Source organism: Hassallia byssoidea VB512170, from assembly GCF_000817785.2.
In the GTDB taxonomy this organism is placed as follows: Bacteria; Cyanobacteriota; Cyanobacteriia; order Cyanobacteriales; family Nostocaceae; genus Hassallia; species Hassallia carrinoi.
Map to the genome: position 1 here is coordinate 24836 of NZ_JTCM02000050.1, position 22565 is coordinate 47400.

A 22565-nucleotide genomic window follows, 5' to 3' on the forward strand; every position below is an offset into this window, starting at 1 on the left:
GACGAGATGAATCACATCTTTTAAATCCAAAATCTAAAATCTAAAATCTAAAATTATATGAGTATTATTACATTACAATCAATCAATAAAGACTTTGGCATCAAAGAAATTTTAAAAGATGCCAGCTTTAGTCTCGATGCAACTGATAAAGTCGGCTTAATTGGCACTAACGGTTCTGGCAAATCAACATTATTAAAAATGATTGCCGGACTAGAATCACTTGATAGCGGTCAAATTTTAGTTAATAATTCTAAAATTATCTATCTTCCCCAGCAACCAGACTTAGACGAAAATCGCACAGTTTTAGAGCAAGTTTTTGCTGACAGCGGTGAACAAATGGCTTTGGTGCGCGAGTATGAAGAACTTTCTGATAAAATAGCTCACAATTCAGATGATAATCAGTTAATGTCCCGCTTGTCTGCGGTCATGCAAAAGATGGAAGCGACTGGTGCTTGGGAGTTAGAAACTAACGCCAAAATCATCCTAACAAAGTTAGGAATTTCCGACTTTAACGCGACTATCGGCACATTATCTGGAGGCTATCGCAAGCGCATTGCTTTAGCAACAGCTTTGCTTTCAGAACCCGATGTTTTACTCATGGATGAGCCGACAAACCATTTAGATGCTCTTTCTGTAGAATGGTTGCAAACGTACCTGCATCGTTTTCGCGGGGCACTTTTATTAATAACTCACGATCGCTACTTTTTAGATCGCGTTACCAATCGTATCATAGAAATTGACCGAGGCGACATTTACACATACTCAGGTAACTACTCATACTATCTAGAAAAGAAAGCTTTAGCGGAAGAATCTGCTGTTAGCAGTCAACGCAAACATCAAGGTGTATTGCGACGCGAATTAGAATGGCTAAAAAAAGGACCCAAGGCAAGAAGTACAAAGCAAAAAGCGAGAATAGATCGCGTCCACGCGATGCAAGAAGCTGAGTTTAAACAAGTTCAGGGTAAAGTAGATATTTCTACAGTTGGTCGTCGCATTGGCAAAAAAGTTATTGAATTAAATAACATATCCAAAGCATACAACGGACGCACTTTAATTAAAGACTTTACCTACAATTTTAGTCCAGAAGACCGCATCGGCATTATTGGTGGTAACGGTGCAGGTAAATCCACTTTAATGGATATTATCACCAAACGCATTCAGCCAGATTCCGGGAATGTAGAAATTGGTTCTACAATTCACATCGGTTATTTTGACCAGCATTCGGAAGAATTACTCACAGCGTTAGACGAAAATCAGCGCGTAATTGATTATATCAAAGAAGAAGGCGAATTTGTCAAAATTTCTGATGGAACTCAAATTACAGCTTCGCAAATGTTAGAGCGCTTTTTGTTTCCTGGAAATCAGCAATATGCACCAATTCATAAACTTTCTGGTGGTGAAAAACGACGTTTATTTTTATTGCGCGTTCTCATGAGCGCACCTAACGTATTGATTCTCGATGAACCGACAAACGACTTAGATGTGCAAACATTAGCAGTGCTAGAAGAATATTTAGAAGATTTTTCTGGATGTGTAATTGTAGTTTCTCACGATCGCTACTTTTTAGACAGAACAATTGACAAAATTTTCGCTTTGGAAGAAGGGGGAAATTTACGCGAATATCCCGGTAACTACTCAATTTATCTCGACTACAAAAAAGCCGAAGAAGCAGCACTACAACAAATCGCTCCCGCTAAAGAAAAGCCAAAAATCGATGCGGAACCGAAAAAGACAGAAAATAAAAAGCGTCGAATATCCACTTGGGAAAAGCGAGAATTTGAGCAATTGGAAGGGAAAATTGCTCAGTTAGAAGACGAGAAAGCACAAGTAGAAAAAGCGTTGACAAACGTTGCACCAGGTAATTATACTCAAGTGCAGAAATTGTACGATCAAGTGGAAGAACTCAAGCAAGCGATCGATGTAGCGACTGAACGTTGGATGGAATTAGCAGAGATGGATTGAGAGAATTAAATTCCACCGACGAGGATGTTTGCGGATATCGGCTAATAATTCTTCTCGTGTCACATTTATGGCTAAAGTCGAATTTAATAAGCAAAATGAGCTTTTACTTTCTCAAAATGCCATTTGACTTACTCATTTCGGTGTTTTCCGCAAGCAAAATGCCTTTTGACTTACTCAAAATGCCTTTTGACTTTCTCATTTTGGTGTTTTCCGCAAGCAAAATCAGCTTTGACTTTCTCAAACCCCAGTTTGCTTTCTCATTTTGGTGTTTTCCGCAAGCAAAATCAGCTTTGACTTTCTCAAACCCCAGTTTGCTTTCTCATTTAAGTAATTCACGCAGTCATCACAACTATCGCTAATGCGATCGCTTGCCGATGCATTTAAAAACACTTGGATGCAGTTCCACAACACCCCTCTTTTTAACAAGGAGAAAAAAAGGGGGTGAGGTTTTATGTATCTCACTCAACCGAGAATCGCTATAGTTGAGGGATTTTGGCGTTAGTATAAATAAAATCGACAAGCGATCGCTTTTGGGCTATCTTTCTTTTGACCGGAATCGTAGAATTTGAAAGTGTAGCTTATCAGTGCGTAGATACAGATATCTTGCATAAATCAAAAATTAAGAACCCCACCCCGCAAAAGCTGTGCTTTAGCTCCCCTCCCCGCTTGCGGGGAGGGGTTGGGGGTGGGGTGTTATGGAATGAGTGCAATAAGTCTATCAATGTCTAGCCAGAGGCTCAAAGGAAGATTTTCAGCCTAAAATATTATGTAATAAAACCCTACCCTGCCATGACCGATGAAATTCCAGTCAAAAAAATCTTAATGTTGTCAGCCAATCCCAAAGGTACGAAACAACTGCGTTTGGGTGAGGAGATTCGTGAAATTAAGGAAGGGTTACAACTAGCCAGACAACGCGACAGATTTAAGATAGAGTCGGCAGAAGCAGTGCGCGACATAGATATTCACCGCTCTATTCTGAATCACGAACCCCAGATTATACATTTTTCTGGACATGGTGCAGGGGAACCGGGCTTAATATTTGAAGATAACACCGGACAACAAAAGCTAGTGGATGCAGAAGCATTAGCTGGACTGTTTGACTTGTTTGCAGATCAAGTAGAATGTGTATTACTTAATGCTTGCTATTCCGAGATTCAAGCCAAAGCGATCGCCCAACACATTAATTATGTTATCGGCATGAGTCAAGAAATTGGCGATAAAGCCGCCATTAAATTTGCTGTTGGTTTTTACGATGCTCTGGGGGCTGGAAGAAGCGTTGAATTTGCATATAAACTTGGTTGTAGAGTCATCCGCATGGCAGGGATTCAAGAGCATTTGACACCTCAACTGTTGAGAAAAGAAGATTTGCATGGGGAAAGTATAAATACCACACCCGTACCAACTTCACCCCCACCCGATGCTCGCAAAGCAACCGTTGTTTCTCCTCCAACTACACCAGAAGAAACTACTATTACCAAGTATCGTCAGAAAGTTGAAGAATTTGCTGCTGATGGCGTGATTGATGATGACATTGAATCCCTCATATTAAATAGTTTACAGAAAAAGTTAGGATTAACGGATGAACAAGCCCGTGAAGTCCAAGAAGAAGTATTAGAGCCTTATCAGATTTACAAGCAACAATTTACCAAGAAAGTAGCTGAACAAGGATACCCACTGGGGGAAAAAGCTGAAGCTGAATTAAAGAAGTTGCAAAACTACTACGGAATTAAAGACGAGTACATAAATTCACTCAAACAAGAAGAGGAACAACAAGAAGCCGAAAAACTACGACAACGAAAACAACAAGAAGCCGAAAAACTACGACAATACGACAATGAATATATGAAGCTTGTTAGACCACATACAAGTTTTTGGACTGAGTTTTGGGACTGGAAGGGTTAGTCTCTTCTCTCGCGTCGAGACTTGTAAACTGTAACATATAACGCTTACACGAAATTGTAAAGATTCACAAACAAGTCATTACCCACGAAGTATTGCGGGTTCTAGGTTTCCGTTACCTGGCACTGGGCATTTTAAAAGCATCTTGTTATGTTTGTAGTATGATGCTGGCAAATTGTGGGTTATAACAATTAGCAAAAATAAACTTGCACGCTACATTTTCTACCTCTTCGTTACTTGCTTCCCATTCATCCCAAGGCAGCCTCATTTGTCCTGGAGACGATTTCTTCACCTTTTTTTAGCCTTCAACCCTGCTAATAACTTGCTTAGACAGTAGTTGCGAGTTTCTGGCTTGAGTTTGGGACGATATTTTTTACAGAATCCTCGATACTTTGCAGCGCATTCATCTAGAGTTTGACGGACATGATATCATCCAATTATTCAATAACTTCTAACAACTAACAACTATAGGACTCATATTTGATTATTGAAATATAGGTAGGGTGCGTTATGCTGAAAGCTAACGCACTATCCTTTATGTTTTGGTGCCGTACTTTCGGCGTAACACCATTCCACTTTAATAATGATACCAATATGTGGGTAGGGGCACGGCAGTGCCGTGCCCCTACGAGAAATCTATCTGTATCAAAGTTTTCGTGAATTGGTATAACACACCCTACAATATCTAATGCCTGTTCAAAAATCAAATAGTAATCCTATATCCAATAACAACTAATCTTCTACGGCTCATACCGTACAATCACTTGACGCGATAATATAGAATTTGCACAATTAACATTACCCATCAAACTTTTACAAGCATCTCCAACCTCAGAAAGACCGATGATAATACGAACATGCAAACCGTAATCAGTAGGATAAACCTCATACAAAAACGGTTTGTCAGTTTCAGCAGTTAAAGCAGCTGCTAAAACTGGTGTAGTACAAATTATCGCTTTTTTATCTGGAGGAATATAAAAATCTATAAAAAAATCGCGATCGCCTATTTTATTTGTCCAACCACTACCCACCGGATATGTAGACCAGGACATACATTTAAAGTCTAGTCCTTTTTCATACTCAAAACCCTCTTCGACAGCAATTTTCTGAATCAAACGAGGATTATCTATTTGTTTTTCTTCTAATTGTTTCAGCAACCTATCAACATTTATAATTCTCGCTCTAACAACATCAGCCAATAAACAAGTAAACAACCCTAAAAAAATCGCCGTAAACGTTATTATTAACCAATGCTTCTTTATTTTGTAGTTAATAAACATGTTTTTCATATTTTATCGATCAGCTTGTAAATACTAAACAAATGATACCTGCATTTTTCCGGAAAATCTTGCCAAATCTCTAAATTAAACTTCTTTCTTTGCGCCTCTGCGCCTCTGCGTGATAAAATATTCTATGCTACAATCAACAACCCAAAATCTACGATTCCAAGCTATCCAATTTTTAGAAAAAAGTCCCGAACAACGTTTGCAATTTCTCCAACAACTTGGTATAGCTCGTTATGACTTTTTAACCAAAATGCGCTTAAACGAAGCAAACATAAATTGTATAATGCGCTTTTTAGTAAATCCCAATAATCTCAAATTCCCTAACTTAATCGAAGCCGATTTATCTAACTTAAATTTGGATGAAGTAAACTTGATCCGGGGCAATTTATCAAAAGCGAATCTGCAAAACAGCAGTTTCAAAAATGCAGATTTACTATTTGCTAATTTTACTAATGCAGATTTAAGAAAGGCAGATTTGCAAGGAGCAACTCTGAATGAAACTATATGGTTAAATGCTCTTGTAGATGAGTGTCAGTTTGGTGAGGGTATTGGTTTAACAATAAGTCAACGTAAAGATTTACAACTTCGCGGTGCTAGGTTTGATTATTAGGAAGATGATAATTAGAATAACGAACCGCCAAGTACGCCAAGTACGCCAAGAAGAAATAGAACTATATTAATGAGTAGTTGTATGAAGTTGCCACAAAAGTTGATGCTGCTAGGTTCGGGAGAATTAGGGAAGGAGTTTGTAATTGCTGCTCAACGTTTGGGAAATTATGTAATTGCGGTTGACCGCTATGCTAATGCTCCAGCTATGCAAGTTGCGGATTGTTTTGAAGTTATTTCGATGCTGAGTGCAGATGATTTAGAAGCGATAGTTAGCAAACATCAGCCTGATTTTATCATACCAGAAATTGAAGCGATTAGAACGGAAAAGTTACAGGAGTTTGAATCAAGAGGAATTACGGTTATCCCGACGGCAGCGGCTACTAATTATACGATGAATCGTGACAGAATTAGGGAATTAGCGCATAAGCAATTGGGGATTAGAACTGCTAAATATGGTTATGCGGAAACGTTGGAAGAGTTGATTGCTGTTAGTGATGAAATTAAGTTTCCTAATGTTGTCAAACCTGTGATGTCATCATCAGGAAAAGGTCAATCTGTAGTGCAGAATTCAAGTGAGGTTGAGAAGGCTTGGGATTATGCGATCGCTAATTCTAGAGGTGACAGTCAAAAGGTAATTGTTGAAGAATTTATCAATTTTGAAATTGAGATAACTTTATTGACAATTAAGCAGTGGGATGCACCGACTATTTTCTGTTCTCCTATCGGTCATCGTCAAGAAAGAGGAGATTATCAAGAGTCTTGGCAACCTGCTATAATTTCCGAAAAAATGATATCGGATGCTGAAGAAATTGCCAAACAAGTTACCGACGCTTTAGGAGGTGCGGGAATCTTTGGAGTTGAGTTTTTCATTACCAAAGATGAAGTTATTTTCTCGGAACTTTCTCCCAGACCTCATGATACAGGTATGGTAACGTTAATCTCCCAAAATTTGAATGAATTTGAATTGCATTTAAGAGCTATTTTAAATTTGCCCATTCCCAATATAGAACAGTTGGGAGCATCAGCCAGTGCGGTAATTTTAGCTTCGCTTTCTTCAGATAATATCGCTTTTACTGGTGTTGCTGATGCCTTGTCAGAAAAAGATGTTGATATTAAACTATTTGGTAAACCTAATGCTCATCCATATAGAAGAATGGGGGTAGCTTTAGCGAAAGGTGTTGATGTTCAAGAAGCACGGGAAAAAGCAACGAGAGCAGCGAGTAAAATAAAGATTGTTTAAACCTCGTCTACCTTGATAACCGTAGTTTTCTGCCCAGAAAATATTAGCAGCACAAGAATAGGTGGTATATTTATGCAGTTAGAAACACAAAAACGTCATTACACACCTGAAGAATATTTAGAACTTGAACAAAAGGCAGAATATAAAAGCGAATACCGCGATGGAGAAATCGTTCCGATGACAGGTGGCACTACAAATCATAATCAAATTGCAGGAAACTTTTATGCAAACCTAAAATTTTCCCTAAAAGGGCAAAATTATCGGGTTTACATCGGTGATGTGCGTTTATGGATACCGAAGTATCGGCAGCATACATATCCAGATGTGATGGTAATTCAAGGACAACCTGTTTATACGGGAACAAATACGACTACCGTAATGAATCCCTCACTAATTGCGGAAGTTTTATCTAAATCAACTCAAAATTATGACCAGGGCAACAAGTTTTTATATTATCGTTCTATCCCAGAATTTAAGGAATATATTTTAATCGACCAATATCAATATCATGTAATGCATTATGTAAAAACTGCTGATGGTAAATGGATTTTTGATGAAATTGAAGGTGAATCTGCAACTTTATCATTTGAAACAATTGATTTTCAAATAGTATTGACCGACCTTTACGAGCAAGTAAATTTTGCGGAAAGTGACGAAGATTAATATTTTTTAAATTATTTAGTGCTAGTACTGAGATATTTAAGTAAAAATCAATACTACTAATCCGGAGAACGTAATTTCATTTTGACAAATCCAACGCAAGAGTGATGTAAACAATTTGCGGAAATGCTACTTTAATTTAGGTATCTATTATCTGACCGTTGTTTTGTCAGACAAAGATGAGTAGGTTAGTTGTTTTAAGCTTAGGACAGGGTAATTTAGAGGATGGCTTTCCAGCGGTAACAGTCCAGCTTGGGGAACAAAACAACTTTTATGGAATGAAGTTTACTGCTAGTTTGCCAGCAGCACCAGAAATTAGTGTAATATACCGCAATTGGCGATCGCTTTATTCACTTTTTCACCAACGTCTCGGTTTGCGTCTGAATGTGGAAGCTGAAGTTGACGACGATTTTGAAATTGAAGAAGCTTATATAACTAATATTTCTGAAGTCGATCTTCACGATTTATGCGAACAGTTAGACAACAGCATCAATGCATGGCTTAATTCAACGCAGTTTCACAAAATTGACCAACAATTACGCACGCAATTAGAACCGTCGGCAGAAATTCGCTTCATTATTGAAACCAATGATAATCAATTGCGGCATCTTCCTTGGCATTTGTGGAACTTTTTTACAGATTATCCTCGTGCGGAAGTCGCGTTAAGTGCAGCAGAATATCAACAACCGAATATAATTACTGTAAATAGCAGTGAAGGAAAAGTTAAAATATTAGCTATTTTTGGTGACAGTCGAGGAATTGAAATTAGTCAGGATCGGAATTTTTTAGAAGAATTATCGCATCAAGCAGAGATAGAATTTTTAGTAGAACCATCGTTAAACGATTTAAACGATCGCCTTTGGAAACAAAGTTGGGATATTCTCTTTTTTGCCGGTCATAGCTACACTAAAGAAAAAGGATGGTTGCAACTTAATCAAACAGATAGTTTAACACTGGATCAATTAAAGTATGCTCTCACGAGCGCGATCGCACGCGGTTTAAAGTTAGCAATTTTTAACTCTTGCGATGGTTTGGGTTTAGCGCAGCAACTACAGAGTTTGCAGATTCCGCAAGTAATTGTCATGCGAGAACCTGTCCCAGACTTGGTAGCGCAAAAATTTTTAAAGTATTTTCTCGCGGAATTTTCCACCGGACAATCTTTATATGCAGCGGTGCGTTATGCAAGAGAAAGACTGCAAGGATTAGAAAAAGAATACCCCTGCGCTACTTGGCTACCCGTAATTTGTCAAAACCCTGCCGTAGCACCGATGATTTGGTCACAATCGGCAAAAACAATTATTTCTACCCAAAAAGAATATAAAGCTACCAAAAGCGATGAAATTCGACTTCAGCATACTTTATCAACGCTGTTGATTGCCAGTGTACTTGTCGGAACTTTAGTCATGGGAGTACGCTATCTGGGGATGCTGCAACCTTGGGAATTACAATCTTATGACCATTTAATGCAGTTGCGATCGCCTGATGAAAAGCAAGATTCCCGTTTATTAATCGTCACAATTGATGAAGCAGATATTCAATATCAAATACAGCAAAAAATGAATCTGCGTGGGTCGCTATCAGACCAAGCATTCAATCAACTTTTACAAAAACTAGACTCATATCAACCAACTACTATTGGTCTAGATATATACCATGATTTTCCGTTAGACCGCAAATATCCTGATTTAGCCAATCGCTTGCAACACGACGATCGCCTGTTTGCACTGTGTAAAGTTGCCGCGTCGATTAATAAAGCACAGGATGGCGTTCCCCCACCACCTCAAGTGCCAAGACAACGCCACAGTTTTAGTGATTTTGTCGCCGATGAAGGTGATATTGTTCGTCGTCAACTTTTACACTTAACCCCGCCGGCGAAATCTCCCTGTGTGGCAGAATTTTCTTTTAACTTTCAGCTAGCACAACATTATTTGAAGGCACAAGGTATTAGATGGAAAATCAATTCAAACAAAAACTTGCAGATTGGCGATGTAGAATTTAAGGAATTAAAATCCCACACTAGCGGGTACCAAAAATTTGATGCATCCGGTTATCAAATATTGCTGAATTATCGTTCCCTGCTTTCTCCACAAAAGATTGCTCGACAAGTAGCTTTAAAAGATATTTTAACCGATCAAATTAAGCCTGAGTTAATCGAATCACTAAAGAATCGCATTGTTTTAATTGGCGTTACAGCATCAACAAGCAGTTCTGATTATTGGAAAACCCCCTACACCAGCAACGCAGCAGACAATGATAAGCAAATTCCGGGGGTATTTGTCCAAGCACATATGATTAGCCAAATTCTCAGTGCAGTGCTTGACAAAAGACCTTTATTGTGGTGGTGGTCTGGGTGGATGGAAACACTTTGGATATGGGGATGGTCATTGCTAGGAGGAATCATCGCTTGGAGAATTCAGCAACCACTTTATTTAGGATTAGCGATCGCCACAGCCTTAATCGCAATTTTTAGCATTTGCTTTAATATATTTACACTCGCAGGGTGGATACCACTTGTCCCATCAGCATTAGCATTAATTGTTAGTGCAGTTATTGCGAAAATACTACCGCGTCCTTTGTATAAACAAAAAGATGTAAATAAATTACCAAAATGAGTAAAAATCAATTATTTCCAAAACAGATAAAACTGACTTTAATTACTTTAATACTGACTTTAACGAATCCATTGCAAGTTCACGCGCAATCATTTACTAATGTATATATCAAACAAAATAAACCCACCGATCAACAATTTCCCGATGATGGCGATCCTGATGGTCGGCGCCGAGGAGGAGCAAGCCGGCGTGGTGATTGTCCTAACTTAAAAACACCGCTAACAGCTTTAGTTCCTGGTGAAGAAACTAACAATAAATCCTTTTTAGCAACAACAATCAGCGAGTATCCTAGCTTTTGGGTTTATATTCCACAGTTAGCCAGCGATATCCGTTCTGGAGAGTTTGTCTTGCAAGATCGAGAAGGTAACGATATTTGGCGTACACCAATTACCTTACCAGGAAAACCGGGAGCAATTAGTGTCAAACTACCGCAAAATCCCCAATATGCTTTAAAGCCAAACTTGAGATATCATTGGTTTTTCAACATTTATTGTAATCCGACTCAAAAGAATTCTGTGTATTTTGTTGATGCATGGGTGCGACGAGTGACAATAACTTCTCAACTGCAACAACAGTTAAATAACGCAAAATCACAGAAGTACAAAGTTTATATCGCTAATAATATTTGGTACGATGCGATAACTAATTTAGGAGAATTACGTCGCAATAATTCAGGTGTTAGCGTCTTTGTTGAAGATTGGACTAAATTGTTAAAATCGGTCAATTTATCAGAACTTGCACCAGCACCAATTGTGCAAATTTACACGCCGAATAAATAGAATGGGAAATGGGGAAACGCCCTAAATTCCTGCAAATTGTCAGATGGGCAATTTCAGGTGAGTACAGACAAATAAGAGTTTGCGTAAGTCCAGTTTCGCATCATGTTCGCATATATTTAATTAAAGTTATGTAACAAAAAAATAAGTTGCATATCGCGTTATATATTTTCTTGATAAACTTACTAATGCTATTTCAATCATACTGAAATATCAACTTTAAGCTACGGCATGTGGTTTGTAAAATAACCATCATGCCTCATATTTCATTAATTTCAATCGCTGAAGTCTAAGAAGTTCGAGTCAAACCAGGTTGATAGTTTTTGATTTTATTTTTTTGAATTTGTCATAAATCTCGTTGTTCACCCAACTGATGAAAAATGACATTTATCTGATGTGGTGCAATGCGGCAGTTGAATAAATTGACCGTTAATAAGTGTTTTTAGATATCTGTACAGTTAATTGTAACTATTGCAAATGAATTTTTTATGGATTTTTTTAAAACCATTAGTAAAAGTCTGATATTAGGTATTACCATAATTGTCTATACCCATACATCTGCTGCTGCTGTCACTATTGAGCAGACAAATTTTAGTGATAAGCAGACCGTTCAACCTACGAGTGAGATTAAACTAAAACTTGATCGTCTGCCAAGTCCAAATGAGGGAAGATTATCTATTTTTATTGGTCAGACTGATGTTACTTCGATGTTTCGGACGGTTGGCAATGAGTTAATTTACCAGCCAAAGAATATTCCCCTTCCTGTTGGGGAAACCAAAGTCATTATTTATCTAGTAAAAGAAAATAATCAGTGGCAAGAAATTGCTCAACTACCATTAAAAGTATCAGAGGAAACGGCTGTAAAGCCGACAGATTCACAAGTCACTCAAACCCCAACACAACAACAACCAACACAACAACGGTCTCAACGCGGACCATCACAATCAACTGAATCAACTCCAAGCGAAGAACCAACAAATAACAACCAACAACCAACAAATAACAACCAACAACCAACAAATAACAACCAACAACCAACAAATAACAACCAACAACCAACAAATAACAACCAACAACCAAACTCACAAGAAAACAATACGTTATTACCTCCAACCCTGACTCTGGAATCTCAGTTTTTAGAAGCACGCAGTGGAGAGATAAGTTCACGTCCTACCTCTACCGAACTGACTTTTAAAGGTGACTTTAACCCGCAGGAAAGAATTGGGGATCTAGATATTAGGGGTGTATTTAGTCTGTTCGGAACTACAATAGAAGAAAATGCCATTCGATTTCAGCAGCAGGGTGAGAACGCACGTAATCTTGATTTAGAAAAGTACGATATCGATTTAGCTTATGGTTCTACAACATTTTCTTTGGGACACAATACTTACGGGAACCATAGGTTTTTGCTTAACAACATTAGCAATCGTGGATTGTTACTCAACTCTCGACTAAGCGATCGCTTCGACATTACTCTGGCTACCACCACCGCTACAGATATCGTCGGGTTTGACAATATTTTTGGCTTAAACGACTTAGATAACGACAACATCTCCGCTGCAATTGTTGGCTATCAGATAGTAAAAGGAAATCCTGATAATGATTCTAGAGGAGTTCGTTTAGAAGCAACTCTCATAACTGCATCCCGCAACCCCGAACCTGACTTTAACCAGTTACAGGTGGTTGATGCAGAGGACAGTGATGGATTTGGATTGACATTAGTTGCCGAAGATAGTTCTGGTAGATTGCGCTTCAATGGGGGATTTGCCCGCAGCACCTTTACAAACCCCTCAAGTGAACGAGATTCTGAACTCACTGAAGGACTAGATATAGTACCCGTAGTCCCAGCCACTGAAAATGCATATTTTTTAGAGGCAGAATACGATCTGGTGAAAAACATGAACCTTGGGGGCGATCGCACCTTGAACTTAACCTTGAAAGCCACCCACGAACGCATAGATCCCTTATTTAACTCGATTGGGGCTAGTGTTGCACCCGATACATTGCAAACAGTAATATTACTAGAAGGGATAATTGCCGGGGCTAATCTGACATTAATACAGAGTTGGAACGAAGACAACCTCGCAGATATTCCCACGACACCAAAAAACAACAGACGCAACACAGCCTTTAATCTAAACCTACCCCTGCAAACAGTATTCGCGGTGCAAAACCCCTTACTCCCCACATTGAGTTATTCCTTCACCAGAAACCGCAATTTTACAGCAAACTCTCCTGAACCGGTCAACCTTTTAAGCTCCGACTTGCTCACCACCACTCACACATTAGGAACCGCATGGAAAATTCAGAATTTAACTTTTGGCTATAACTTCTCCAGTACTTTCTCAGACAACCGTAGAATCAGCGGGGCAGCTGAGGTAGACAGTGAGCTAAATCAACAACCAGAAGATACTCAAGACTTTACCAATGAAATTAAGGTTGGGTGGCAAGCGACTCCTGGTTTGCGATTAGATTTAGGATATCAATGGACAAGCAGTAGAAGTCTAGTAACTAATATCACTCAATTTAGCAGTACTCCAACTTTAGGAATAATGTGGCAGATTGACCCCAGCCTGATGTTTCTAGTAGACTTCAGCCGGAATGAAAACACTGACTCGATAAATCGGACTTTTGTACGCGGTGATACCATGAATGTAATCTTGGGTAAGACGTTCATAATTCCGGGTCCAGCGGGGGTAGAATTGCCCGCTAATGTTTCCTTACAATATGGATTGACCTCTAATAGCGATCGCGATCGTGAACTAAACCAATCTAGAGATGGCACGATTCACACCCTAACAGGTAACATTAGTATTAGTTTTTAACATCAACCCACTAGAAATTCGCTTTTTTCAACCAAGTAAAGCAAAAGATAAAGCAATCACGAAAAAACCTTTCACTCTTCGGTGCAATTAAATTAGATAAGAGGATAATTGAAAAACTATTAATCTCAATTTAATCAGAAAGTTTTAAACAAAAAAATATGCGATTCCGTGTTCTTTGGATTTTGTTTTCTTTACCATTCACTTTTTTGCCAACAGCCAGCAGCCAAGCAATCACAGTCAGTCCCTTTGGAGTCAATGTCAGCACCTTTTCAGCCACAAGCGTCTACCTGACATTTAGAGGACTAGATAATCAGCGTGCAGCAGAAGCACTCTGGTGTGGGGAAATTAACGCCAATAACTCATGTGTACCGGGAACCATTTATGGTCGTCTTCCGAGGAAATATGACCGAGGAACTGTTAGCAGTCCCGATAACTACACCGACATTATGACAATTCCTCCTTCGGTTGCTCGTCGCGCTTACCAGGATGCGGCACGCGGCAATTCTCCCGAATTCTTTTACGTGCGGCGGTTTGCTAGCACAATTGGAGGAGCTGACGAGTACGTAGCTGTAACATGTAGGCTGGCAGGTTATAGTGCCAGGGTTCCACTGTCACTAACCAACGTGCGTCTGCGGTTTGAGAACACCGATCCCGCTGTATTAGGAGTGGTACGGGGTCAAACTCCCCCCCCATTTCAAGCAAAAATTACCTACAATGGCAGTGGACGACTCAGAGGACGTTGGGAAGTCGTGCTACCAGGGGATACACCGCCTAACACGCGAGACTTGCTGCCAGCGGCATCACTACCCCCCGAACAACGTGGCTTACAACGACGCTATACTCTTCTTGAGCCGATTGATGTGTTTTTGCCACCCACTGGGCAGGTGGTTTTGCGTGGTCCAGATCCAGCCAAACTTCCTCAAGTCTCAAGCGGACTGCATCTGATACTACTGAGAGTTGAAGCAACAAATGACGAAGATGCTGCCAACTCGCAGACTGGTTTAACCACTGTGTTTACTGGTGGAGTTGCTGGTTCCCCTTTGCCTGTGTTGCGTTACTACGTTGGCAATCGAGATGGGATAGGGCAGATAAAGACAAAGATGAGTCAGATCCAGTTACTATTGCCAAACCAAAGTGCCAAAATTCCAACCAACCAGCCTGTGAGTTTTAACTGGCGCGAGTCTCAAGGGGCAAGCGCATATAAACTAGAGGTTGAAAGCGATAAAAAACCAATACTCTCAGCAGTGCTGAATGCAAACACGACCAGCTATACAGCTCCTCCCTGGCTTCAGGAGAAAGCTGGGGATACTTTGCGCTGGCGAGTGCAAGCGATCGCTCCTGGTGGTACAACTATAGGTCAATCAGAATGGAGCGAGTTTCAGTTTCAAAAGTCTAGCAACTAACCATCATTCGTTATTACAGTTCAAAATTTTCTCTCACACTCAGCTCGTCTAAACTAACTTGAATGCTAAAGCGTTTACCTCTTTCGCCTTTAAAAAGCTTAAGTTGAATGTAATTATCTTGACCTCTAGCTTCAACTTGCTGAAGAATATTCCCCGCTTTAGATAATAAAGTAACTTTGATATTTGGTGGCAAATATTTATCTTTACCCGTTGGATGCAATTGTATGGAAATAGATATTTTTTCTTCAGCTTCTTCGGTGATATTCACTAGTAACGCCACAGTTTGATGACTTAGTTGTATTCCTAAGTCAATCAATTTACCTCGCTTTGTCGCTAATTCAACACTCCTAGTGCTGAAAGCTAAATTCATTTCTGGGCTAAGAAGTGTATCAATAGCTTGCCAACTTTCATCAATTACACCTTGTAACCATTCACTTAATTTAGTTGTAGTTTCTTGTAGATATACAACTAAATTTTCTTCTACTTTTGTTTCTGTGGCTACAGGTAAAGGAATAGCTGTCGGTTCTAAAAAACGCGAGTAAAATAACAGGTGATTTGGTTCTGGGTCAAATTTTGCTAGCGGTAGCCGATAAAAATTATCTCGTGGTTGTAGTTTGATAGTATAATTAACTAGTTCATCGTAACGCAAAAAGCCTCTAATTATTACTTCTTCTTGCTCTTCTAAGACTTCAAGTAATACATAGAAATGAGCCGCTAATTCTGGTCTTTCAATGATATCTACTGCTAAATTTACCTCTTCGTCAAGTATATTTTCAGTAGCAATTAGACAAAGTTTAAATTCACCAACTTTGAGATAGCTGATATTTGAATCACGCTTGATTGGTTGCTGGGTGATGCGTGTACTCAGCCATTCTTCAAAGCCAAGTAGCGCTAGTGCATTCAGATAAGTTTGCCATTTTTCGGCTTCATTATTAAGGCTAAGGCTAATTTTTCTCGCTTCGGTAAAATGTTCTGATTCTAACCAAATCGATTCGGGTAGTAACAGTCTTATATCAGTAGAATTAAGCATATCTTTATTACTCATGCAGATTTGTGATTATTTATATTTTGGCGAAGTTCCTGTGCATATAAGCTATCCAAACTCCGGCTTTTTCCCGCTCTAATTTCTTCTGCGGCTTCTTGAAAAATTTCTGCATCAGCAAAAGCTTCAATTTGCTCAACCACAGTTTTGAGATATTCTATTTTTGGGGGAATTTCAGTTAGACCTTTTGAATGAGCCTCTGATAAAATTTTTTCTATAACTTGTTGTACTGTAGATGTGCGAACTTTGGAAAGTAACTCTCCGGGATTTAATATTCGTCTAGTTTGATCCCAACTTGACATTCCCAATTTAAGACCAACATCTTTCAAAGGCATCCCCTGACAGTAATAAAGTTGCAATCCCGGAATGAATTGATTGGCGAGAGGAGCATATTTTCGGCTTTTTTGCAACTCGCTTAAGCGATCGCTAATCTGTTCTTCAATTGATCCAACTAATGCCGTTTTCAGTTGTTCATGCAAAAACTCTATAATTTCCCGTTGTTCCACATCTAATTCATCTGGGGCATCATTGGGTAAATCTACTCTAGTTGTATAATTTCCCGTATCCGGGTCTTGAATTTCCAGAGGTTCTCGGTAACTCCAAATGTCATATTCTCTGAGTTGAGTTGCTACATGTTTTAGTTCTTTTGTCAACTCAACCGGGGTTTTAATTATGACACCTCGTTGCTGCAAGCTTTTTAACATTTCTTGCAGTTGGGCAGTGGAGGGATCGGGACATCTTTTTGCCCCGACTTGAGGCTGCACAAGTCTATCTCGACGATAAACTGAATGAAAGACTTCGACTAAATGGCGATCGCGTACAGATAATTTTTCAATCTGTTTCGGTCTAGCTTTATTCATCAAAGCCCAGTCACTGAGATTCTGAAAACCAAACTCTGATAAGAAATCTTTAACTTCAGAATTTTGTTTAGTTTGCAAGTATACCCAATTATCTAAGCTCATGCTAGAGGCATCAGCGTTATATGTTCGCAAAACCTCAACCGTAAAAAATTTAAAAGTTGATGTTTTTGTTTCACCGTTTGCATCCAGGAGAAGTTGAGTTTTGCGTAAGCTATCCAAGATAATCGGCGTTTTTCCATCATCATTCAGCACAAATGGCAGTAAATCCTTGTACGTAAACGACTTATCACCACTAAACAGACTATCTATCTTTTGACAAGCTTTGAGAATCGGTTCGCTAACATAGCACCGCAAACAAAACCCAGCTTTCGCACGAGTTGCAACATCAACTAAGCCTGTGTTAAAGCTGTAATTGGATAGCAAAAAAGCTTGCATCTCCCTAGTTTGGGAACTAGGAACATTTTGGTGACAAAATTCCTCGGCAATCGGAACTAAACTGTATTCATATCCAGCCCTTTGACTCTTAAGACTAATTCGGCAAATATGCCAGTATCTTGATGTCGCACTCATAGATCCTGGTTCTCCTAGTGTACGATGACTTTTATGTATCTTTCTATGCTATAAATAGATGCCTGCATATTCAGCTTATGCAGCACCTATTATTTAGGTTGTCATTAACAACTACCATTAGTCAATTCCACTCCAGAGCAAAACCCAACAAAATTAAATTACATCTGCCTGGAGAGAGGTTTGCTTGTGCGATCGCAAAGCCACTCCTTTGCTGCGGAACGCACATGCGTTCGGAATATCGCCAAAATCTCTGATTTGGTGGTCTATATTAGACTGAAAGACTCATTCTTTATTTTCGCGCTGTTGTCAAGCGGCGAAAACAACTTGCCTTAAGGCATTTACCTGCGAATATAGCATAAAACATTACCAATAAATTCTGACTGATGAATTCTCTTTCATCCCAAAAGTGCATAAATTGATTGACTGACAGCCATTAGTAATTAACCTGAGTTCGGGTTAAAGATAAGGAGGTAAAAGCCAGTCAAGTTGAAGGCTAGGTTTCTTAGGTTGATGACAATAAGCGATTAATCCGCAAAGAACGTTAACACAAAAATTAACGGGGCTTAGGAAGTCTTGCTAAAAACCCCCATTCCGTACCCCAACTGTCACAAACGGGAATTACTGAATGAAATCTCTAAAAAAAGAATAAAATTATACTGTTTTTCTCAGAAAAACGGATGAGAAAGCGTCAAAACTCGGATCTAAGACATACTCGCTATTCTCAATTATTAGCAATAAGATGAGAACAGATTTTCTGTCGTAATTGATAGATAAAATCCTATAGTTACTTGAATGAAGTTATTATTTTACTGATGGAGCGGTTTCACAAAAAAAATATTAGACATAATGATTTAAAGCTATTTTCTAAAAAAAATAGCTCGTTGGTGAAGAAAATATACATTTTCAAAATATAATTAATTATGTGACCGCTCGATAATAACGCTGGCATTCTTCAGGCAATAGATTTAGAATAAAATTTCTCTCTTGATTCCAATTAAAAATTTATTTTTCTTCATGAAAAGTGACAAGATGAATTGATTGAAAACATTGAAATATCCACTTCAAGGTAGGATTATCTATGGATTTACCTAACTGATTTTTAACAGTTAATCGTGACTCATATAAAGCCAGACGTATTTGTCGCTGCGCTAATTTATAGACTAACAAACATAAACCCATTATCATTGCCAATGCTTCGATTCTTTCCGGTCTTTTAAGATAAACGCTATTTGCAAAAAATGATGGGTCTTTGAGAAAAGCAAATCCTCTTTCGCATGACTGCCGCGCTTTATAATTCTCAATTGGGTGATTGTTTTCTACTCTTTTTTTAGTTTTTCTGTACTACTTTTCCTTCATCTTATTCATGTGCGACACTTAGGGTGCGGAATGGGGGATACTATTACTCTCAGCCGTCTCAACAATATTAGAGGAAACTAGCGTGAATATTGAAATCATTGAAGCCCGTCCGCAAGATAAGTCGATTTTGAGTCATTTGATAGAACTTTATTTCTATGATTTTAGTGAGTTCATGGGCTGGGATGTCGGGAATGATGGTCGATTCGGGGACGACGCTCTTAAAGGTTGTTGGACTGAGCCTTGGCGACATCCGTTTCTTGTCAAGGTGGATGGCTCGCTCGCAGGATTTGTCATTGCCGACGGGCGCAGCCATCTTTCAGGAGACGAACACACTATGGATATGGGTGAATTCTTTATTCTACGCAAATACCGAAGACAAGGTATTGGCTATCGGGTAGCGACCGACATTTTCGATTTCTTTCCCAGTCAGTGGGAGGTACGACAGCTAGACTTGAATGTAGATGCACAAACATTTTGGCGCAAGGTTATCAACCGATACACCAATAGCCAATTCTCTGAAATTTCTTGGAATGATGAGCGTTCTTGTGGTGTGGCTCAATTATTTAACAATACTGACCGCACTTGAACAAGTTGAGCGTTTGCACTATCAACTCCCCTCTCAATCCACGAATGTCCCGCTTTTTGGGCAGCAAGAGCCGTGTAATATATCCGACGCTCTCCATACACCACTCCACCAAAACCTACAACTCGAAACTGCCAACAATGTGCTTCTGTGTAAAAAATAAAGAGATAAAAAAAGAAAAATTTTTAGAATTATTTTTTGCTGCTAATTCGCCTGAGAAAATAGCAGGTGATATTGACATTCCAAATCACCCCAACACACACGGAATCATATATAGTTTATTTGAAAACACAGACGACCCCACAACAATCATAACAATAAAAAATATTGCTGAATGGAGAAGAATTTACGAAGCGAATAAAGCCTTAATTGGATCTGACCCAACCCAGCTCAAACCAAGGATGGTACTTACCATTCCTGGGGTATCTGCCCCTCAGCCATCGAATAATATCGTCAAAAGAGTTTTAGAACTCACCAATATAGAGCGCAGTAAAGCTGGTTTGCCACCACTAAGATTAAATCCGCAATTGACTGCCGCTGCACAAGCTCATAGCGAGAACATGGCACGGAGCAGGTCTATAAGTCACCAACTCCCAGGCGAGTTATCATTAAGCGATCGCATCTCACATGCAGGCTATAAATGGTCAGAAATTGCCGAGAACGTTGCAGCAGGACAGAAGACACCAGAACAAGCAGTCTCCGTTTGGATCAACGAGGTTCCTCCCAATGATGCACATCGCAGAAACATTCTTAATCCCAATTATCGGGAGCTTGGTGTTGGTTACTCCAACAACTATTGGACACAAGATTTCGGCTCCCCCGCATACTGAACTTGATGTAAAAGTCAATTTCTCAAAGGAAAAAATCATGTATACCACGCAAAATGCAAGTCAAACATATACCGTACAATCTGGTGACACCCTATTTATAATTGCCGAAAAAGTTTACCAAGATGGTAATTTATGGTCTCTAATTTACGAAGCTAATCGCGGGATAATTGGAAATGATCCCAGTCAAATTCAACTTGGAATGGTACTTGTTATTCCCGAACCAAATCAGTCTGGTAATCCTGGTACAAGCAAGGGAAATTTTCAAGATATGCTCGAAGCACTAGGAGCATTTGAATCAGGATTACCATCAGGAAATCCAAATCAATACACCGTTGAAAATTCACTCGGTTTTATCGGCAAATACCAATTTGGAGAAGCCCTGCTGATTGACCTTGGCTACTACAAAGCCGATGTTTTCTATGGACAACCTGGTGTTGACAAAAATTACTGGCGGGGTACATGGACAGGAAAGAAAGGTATTGATAGCAAAGCCAAATTCCAAAATTCTCCTGATGTCCAAGAATTTGCAATTCGTGAAGCTTTTGCCCTGAACTGGAACCGTATCAACGATACGCTAAAAGGTCAAGGAAAGTCCATAAACGAATACCTCGGTCAGCAAAAGACATTTGATGATAATGGAGTGTCAAAAACAATAACAATCACCCTTTCTGGCATTCTCGCTGGGGCACACCTGCGCGGTCCTTATGGGTTAGCAGACCTTCTGCTCAAAAACGAAGTGTCTCACGATGAATTTGGCACTTCTATTCTGCGATACATAAATGAATATGGCGGTTATCAAGTTACGCCAGAAGATTTTCTAAATCCCGGTTCATAACGAATTTTATTTGCACTCTCTGCGCCAAAACTCAAGCAGTTGGTCTGGGTTAGGAAAATCTAATTCAACGCTTAGAAGGCTTGGCGCTGCCTTCGATTAAACTACTACCTTTGGTTTGGGATAGTCGATATTTTTCAAAGATAGTGCATAAATTGGTTTCACTTTGCCTATTAACGATGTAGATGAAGAATTTATGTAGTAGCCGTTGCTTGCACTCATATCTGCTGCGGTCTTATAACTTCATCCAACTCACATTAATAAAAAGAGAGCTTTCATGGCTGAAAACAACCTAGAAGAAATCAAAATTTGTATTCAGATATTACCAGACATGTCTGAAGAAGCGCAAAGAAAAGCGATTGAAGAAAATCCACAGAATGCAAAAAGCGGCTTGAATTTTATCGAAAAATTTGGCGACACCGTTGAGTCGTCGCGAATGGCACTTATCGCCGATAAAAAGTGGAAACCAGGTCGGACATTGCGCGTGCGCTTTTTGGACGGCGACCCCGTAGTTCACCAGAAAATTGCTCAGGTAGCACAGCAATGGAGTCAATTTGGTAACATCAAGTTTCAGTTTGGCAACGATCCTGATGCAGAGATTCGCATCTCCTGTAAACTCGGTGCCGGTTCTTGGTCTTATATTGGTACTGATGCCTTAAACATTCCGAAGAATCAGCCCACAATGAACTATGGATGGCTCAAACCCGATAGCGACAATAAAGAGTATTTAAGAGTTGTAATGCATGAGTTTGGTCATGCTCTTGGTTGCATCCACGAACATCAACATCCACAAGCCGGAATTCCTTGGAATCGAGATGCTGTTTACCGCTACTATATGGGTGCGCCCAACAATTGGAATAAACAGGACGTAGATAACAATATATTCCAACTGTATAGTAAGAACATCACTCAATTCTCCCACTACGACCCACAGTCAATCATGCACTATGCGGTTCCCAAGCAGTTAACGACCGGCGGCTTTGAGATTGGCTGGAATAACTATCCGTCAGCAACGGACAAACAGTTCATCGCTCAGATGTATCCTCTGCCCAAGACTGGTGGATAAACCGCAAAAGTGTCAATTAACCGACTAATGGCAATTTAGAGGGGGAAGTACCGAGAGGGGGTTTCACAAACAATAGACAAAAATGGACAGCCTTCATCCGAAAATGTCGTGGGGTGTTGAGGATCTAGTAAACAAGGCTGTCCATTTTTGTCCA

17 protein-coding genes and 1 pseudogene are annotated in these 22565 nt (G+C 39.4%); 14 read left to right on the top strand and 4 right to left on the bottom strand.

Annotated elements, in window-relative coordinates; genetic code table 11:
- Nucleotides 1–57 precede the first annotated feature (57 nt).
- The 3 genes from PI95_RS20190 (at nucleotide 58) to PI95_RS36065 (ending at nucleotide 3864) form a co-directional block, all read left to right on the top strand.
- Nucleotides 58–1962: an ABC-F family ATP-binding cassette domain-containing protein gene (locus PI95_RS20190; protein ID WP_039754365.1), complete on the top strand. Its 1905-nt coding sequence runs from the start codon at nucleotides 58–60 to the stop codon at nucleotides 1960–1962.
- 95 nt (nucleotides 1963–2057) lie between these two features.
- Nucleotides 2058–2321, top strand: coding sequence for a hypothetical protein (locus PI95_RS20195; protein ID WP_163519037.1), 264 nt, complete (start codon nucleotides 2058–2060; stop codon nucleotides 2319–2321).
- A 430-nt stretch (nucleotides 2322–2751) separates the two neighbouring features.
- Nucleotides 2752–3864 carry a CHAT domain-containing protein gene (locus PI95_RS36065; RefSeq protein WP_052325880.1) on the top strand — a complete coding sequence of 371 codons (1113 nt, stop codon included), beginning with the start codon at nucleotides 2752–2754 and terminating at the stop codon, nucleotides 3862–3864.
- Between the two features lie 737 nt (nucleotides 3865–4601).
- On the opposite strand, the gene PI95_RS20205 is transcribed toward PI95_RS36065, so the two are convergent.
- Complete coding sequence (locus PI95_RS20205) at nucleotides 4602–5150, bottom strand: hypothetical protein (protein ID WP_039754366.1); 549 nt, start codon at nucleotides 5148–5150, stop codon at nucleotides 4602–4604.
- A 124-nt stretch (nucleotides 5151–5274) separates the two neighbouring features.
- On the opposite strand from PI95_RS20205, the gene PI95_RS20210 reads away from it, so the two are divergent.
- The 7 genes from PI95_RS20210 to PI95_RS20240 all read left to right on the top strand — a co-directional run bounded on the left by PI95_RS20210 (nucleotide 5275) and on the right by PI95_RS20240 (nucleotide 15272).
- Entirely contained in the window at nucleotides 5275–5757 is a 483-nt protein-coding gene (locus PI95_RS20210; RefSeq protein ID WP_039754367.1) for a pentapeptide repeat-containing protein, read from the top strand.
- A 69-nt stretch (nucleotides 5758–5826) separates the two neighbouring features.
- Entirely contained in the window at nucleotides 5827–6996 is a 1170-nt protein-coding gene (gene purT, locus PI95_RS20215) for a formate-dependent phosphoribosylglycinamide formyltransferase (RefSeq protein WP_039754368.1), read from the top strand.
- A gap of 72 nt (nucleotides 6997–7068) precedes the next feature.
- Complete coding sequence (locus tag PI95_RS20220) at nucleotides 7069–7659, top strand: Uma2 family endonuclease (RefSeq protein WP_039754369.1); 591 nt, start codon at nucleotides 7069–7071, stop codon at nucleotides 7657–7659.
- Nucleotides 7660–7835: 176 nt separating this feature from the next.
- Complete coding sequence (locus PI95_RS20225) at nucleotides 7836–10268, top strand: CHASE2 domain-containing protein (RefSeq protein WP_039754370.1); 2433 nt, start codon at nucleotides 7836–7838, stop codon at nucleotides 10266–10268.
- Nucleotides 10265–11047, top strand: coding sequence for a DUF928 domain-containing protein (locus PI95_RS20230; protein WP_039754371.1), 783 nt, complete (start codon nucleotides 10265–10267; stop codon nucleotides 11045–11047). Before PI95_RS20225 ends, PI95_RS20230 begins: the two co-directional genes overlap by 4 nt.
- Before the next feature lie 485 nt (nucleotides 11048–11532).
- Entirely contained in the window at nucleotides 11533–13869 is a 2337-nt protein-coding gene (locus tag PI95_RS20235) for a hypothetical protein (protein ID WP_039754373.1), read from the top strand.
- 158 nt (nucleotides 13870–14027) lie between these two features.
- Nucleotides 14028–15272, top strand: coding sequence for a hypothetical protein (locus PI95_RS20240; protein WP_052325881.1), 1245 nt, complete (start codon nucleotides 14028–14030; stop codon nucleotides 15270–15272).
- A 13-nt stretch (nucleotides 15273–15285) separates the two neighbouring features.
- Here the strand turns inward: PI95_RS20240 and PI95_RS20245 are convergent, their stop codons facing one another.
- The 3 genes and pseudogenes from PI95_RS20245 to PI95_RS20260 all read right to left on the bottom strand — a co-directional run.
- A complete protein-coding gene (locus PI95_RS20245) occupies nucleotides 15286–16317 on the bottom strand; it encodes a DUF1822 family protein (RefSeq protein WP_236117123.1) in 1032 nt (343 codons plus the stop codon).
- Nucleotides 16314–17744, bottom strand: a complete 1431-nt coding sequence (locus tag PI95_RS20250) for a hypothetical protein (protein WP_039754375.1) — start codon at nucleotides 17742–17744, stop codon at nucleotides 16314–16316. Before PI95_RS20250 ends, PI95_RS20245 begins: the two co-directional genes overlap by 4 nt.
- Nucleotides 17745–18662: 918 nt before the next feature.
- A pseudogene (locus tag PI95_RS20260) lies at nucleotides 18663–19046 on the bottom strand (IS1634 family transposase); the annotation flags it as partial.
- Between the two features lie 136 nt (nucleotides 19047–19182).
- On the opposite strand from PI95_RS20260, the gene PI95_RS20265 reads away from it, so the two are divergent.
- The 4 genes from PI95_RS20265 (at nucleotide 19183) to PI95_RS20280 (ending at nucleotide 22411) form a co-directional block, all read left to right on the top strand.
- Nucleotides 19183–19686 carry a GNAT family N-acetyltransferase gene (locus PI95_RS20265; RefSeq protein WP_039754377.1) on the top strand — a complete coding sequence of 168 codons (504 nt, stop codon included), beginning with the start codon at nucleotides 19183–19185 and terminating at the stop codon, nucleotides 19684–19686.
- Nucleotides 19687–19730: 44 nt separating this feature from the next.
- Nucleotides 19731–20513: a CAP domain-containing protein gene (locus PI95_RS37215; protein WP_163519038.1), complete on the top strand. Its 783-nt coding sequence runs from the start codon at nucleotides 19731–19733 to the stop codon at nucleotides 20511–20513.
- Between the two features lie 37 nt (nucleotides 20514–20550).
- Complete coding sequence (locus PI95_RS20275; protein WP_163519039.1) at nucleotides 20551–21348, top strand: LysM peptidoglycan-binding domain-containing protein; 798 nt, start codon at nucleotides 20551–20553, stop codon at nucleotides 21346–21348.
- Nucleotides 21349–21622: 274 nt separating this feature from the next.
- Nucleotides 21623–22411, top strand: a complete 789-nt coding sequence (locus tag PI95_RS20280; RefSeq protein ID WP_039754379.1) for a M12 family metallopeptidase — start codon at nucleotides 21623–21625, stop codon at nucleotides 22409–22411.
- The last annotated feature ends 154 nt before the right edge of the window (nucleotides 22412–22565 follow it).

Excerpts from the sequence above, each read along its gene's own strand:
- PI95_RS20195 (WP_163519037.1), top strand. The coding sequence starts at position 2,058 with ATGAGCTTTTACTTTCTCAAAATGCCATTTGACTTACTCATTTCGGTG.
- PI95_RS20275 (WP_163519039.1), top strand. The coding sequence starts at position 20,551 with ATGTATACCACGCAAAATGCAAGTCAAACATATACCGTACAATCTGGT.
- PI95_RS20230 (WP_039754371.1), top strand. The coding sequence starts at position 10,265 with ATGAGTAAAAATCAATTATTTCCAAAACAGATAAAACTGACTTTAATT.
- PI95_RS20225 (WP_039754370.1), top strand. The coding sequence starts at position 7,836 with ATGAGTAGGTTAGTTGTTTTAAGCTTAGGACAGGGTAATTTAGAGGAT.
- PI95_RS20235 (WP_039754373.1), top strand. The coding sequence starts at position 11,533 with ATGGATTTTTTTAAAACCATTAGTAAAAGTCTGATATTAGGTATTACC.
- purT (WP_039754368.1), top strand. The coding sequence starts at position 5,827 with ATGAGTAGTTGTATGAAGTTGCCACAAAAGTTGATGCTGCTAGGTTCG.
- PI95_RS20205 (WP_039754366.1), bottom strand. The coding sequence starts at position 5,150 with ATGAAAAACATGTTTATTAACTACAAAATAAAGAAGCATTGGTTAATA.
- PI95_RS20250 (WP_039754375.1), bottom strand. The coding sequence starts at position 17,744 with ATGAGTGCGACATCAAGATACTGGCATATTTGCCGAATTAGTCTTAAG.
- PI95_RS37215 (WP_163519038.1), top strand. The coding sequence starts at position 19,731 with ATGTCCCGCTTTTTGGGCAGCAAGAGCCGTGTAATATATCCGACGCTC.
- PI95_RS20210 (WP_039754367.1), top strand. The coding sequence starts at position 5,275 with ATGCTACAATCAACAACCCAAAATCTACGATTCCAAGCTATCCAATTT.
- PI95_RS20190 (WP_039754365.1), top strand. The coding sequence starts at position 58 with ATGAGTATTATTACATTACAATCAATCAATAAAGACTTTGGCATCAAA.
- PI95_RS20280 (WP_039754379.1), top strand. The coding sequence starts at position 21,623 with ATGGCTGAAAACAACCTAGAAGAAATCAAAATTTGTATTCAGATATTA.
- PI95_RS36065 (WP_052325880.1), top strand. The coding sequence starts at position 2,752 with ATGACCGATGAAATTCCAGTCAAAAAAATCTTAATGTTGTCAGCCAAT.
- PI95_RS20220 (WP_039754369.1), top strand. The coding sequence starts at position 7,069 with ATGCAGTTAGAAACACAAAAACGTCATTACACACCTGAAGAATATTTA.
- PI95_RS20240 (WP_052325881.1), top strand. The coding sequence starts at position 14,028 with ATGCGATTCCGTGTTCTTTGGATTTTGTTTTCTTTACCATTCACTTTT.
- PI95_RS20245 (WP_236117123.1), bottom strand. The coding sequence starts at position 16,317 with ATGAGTAATAAAGATATGCTTAATTCTACTGATATAAGACTGTTACTA.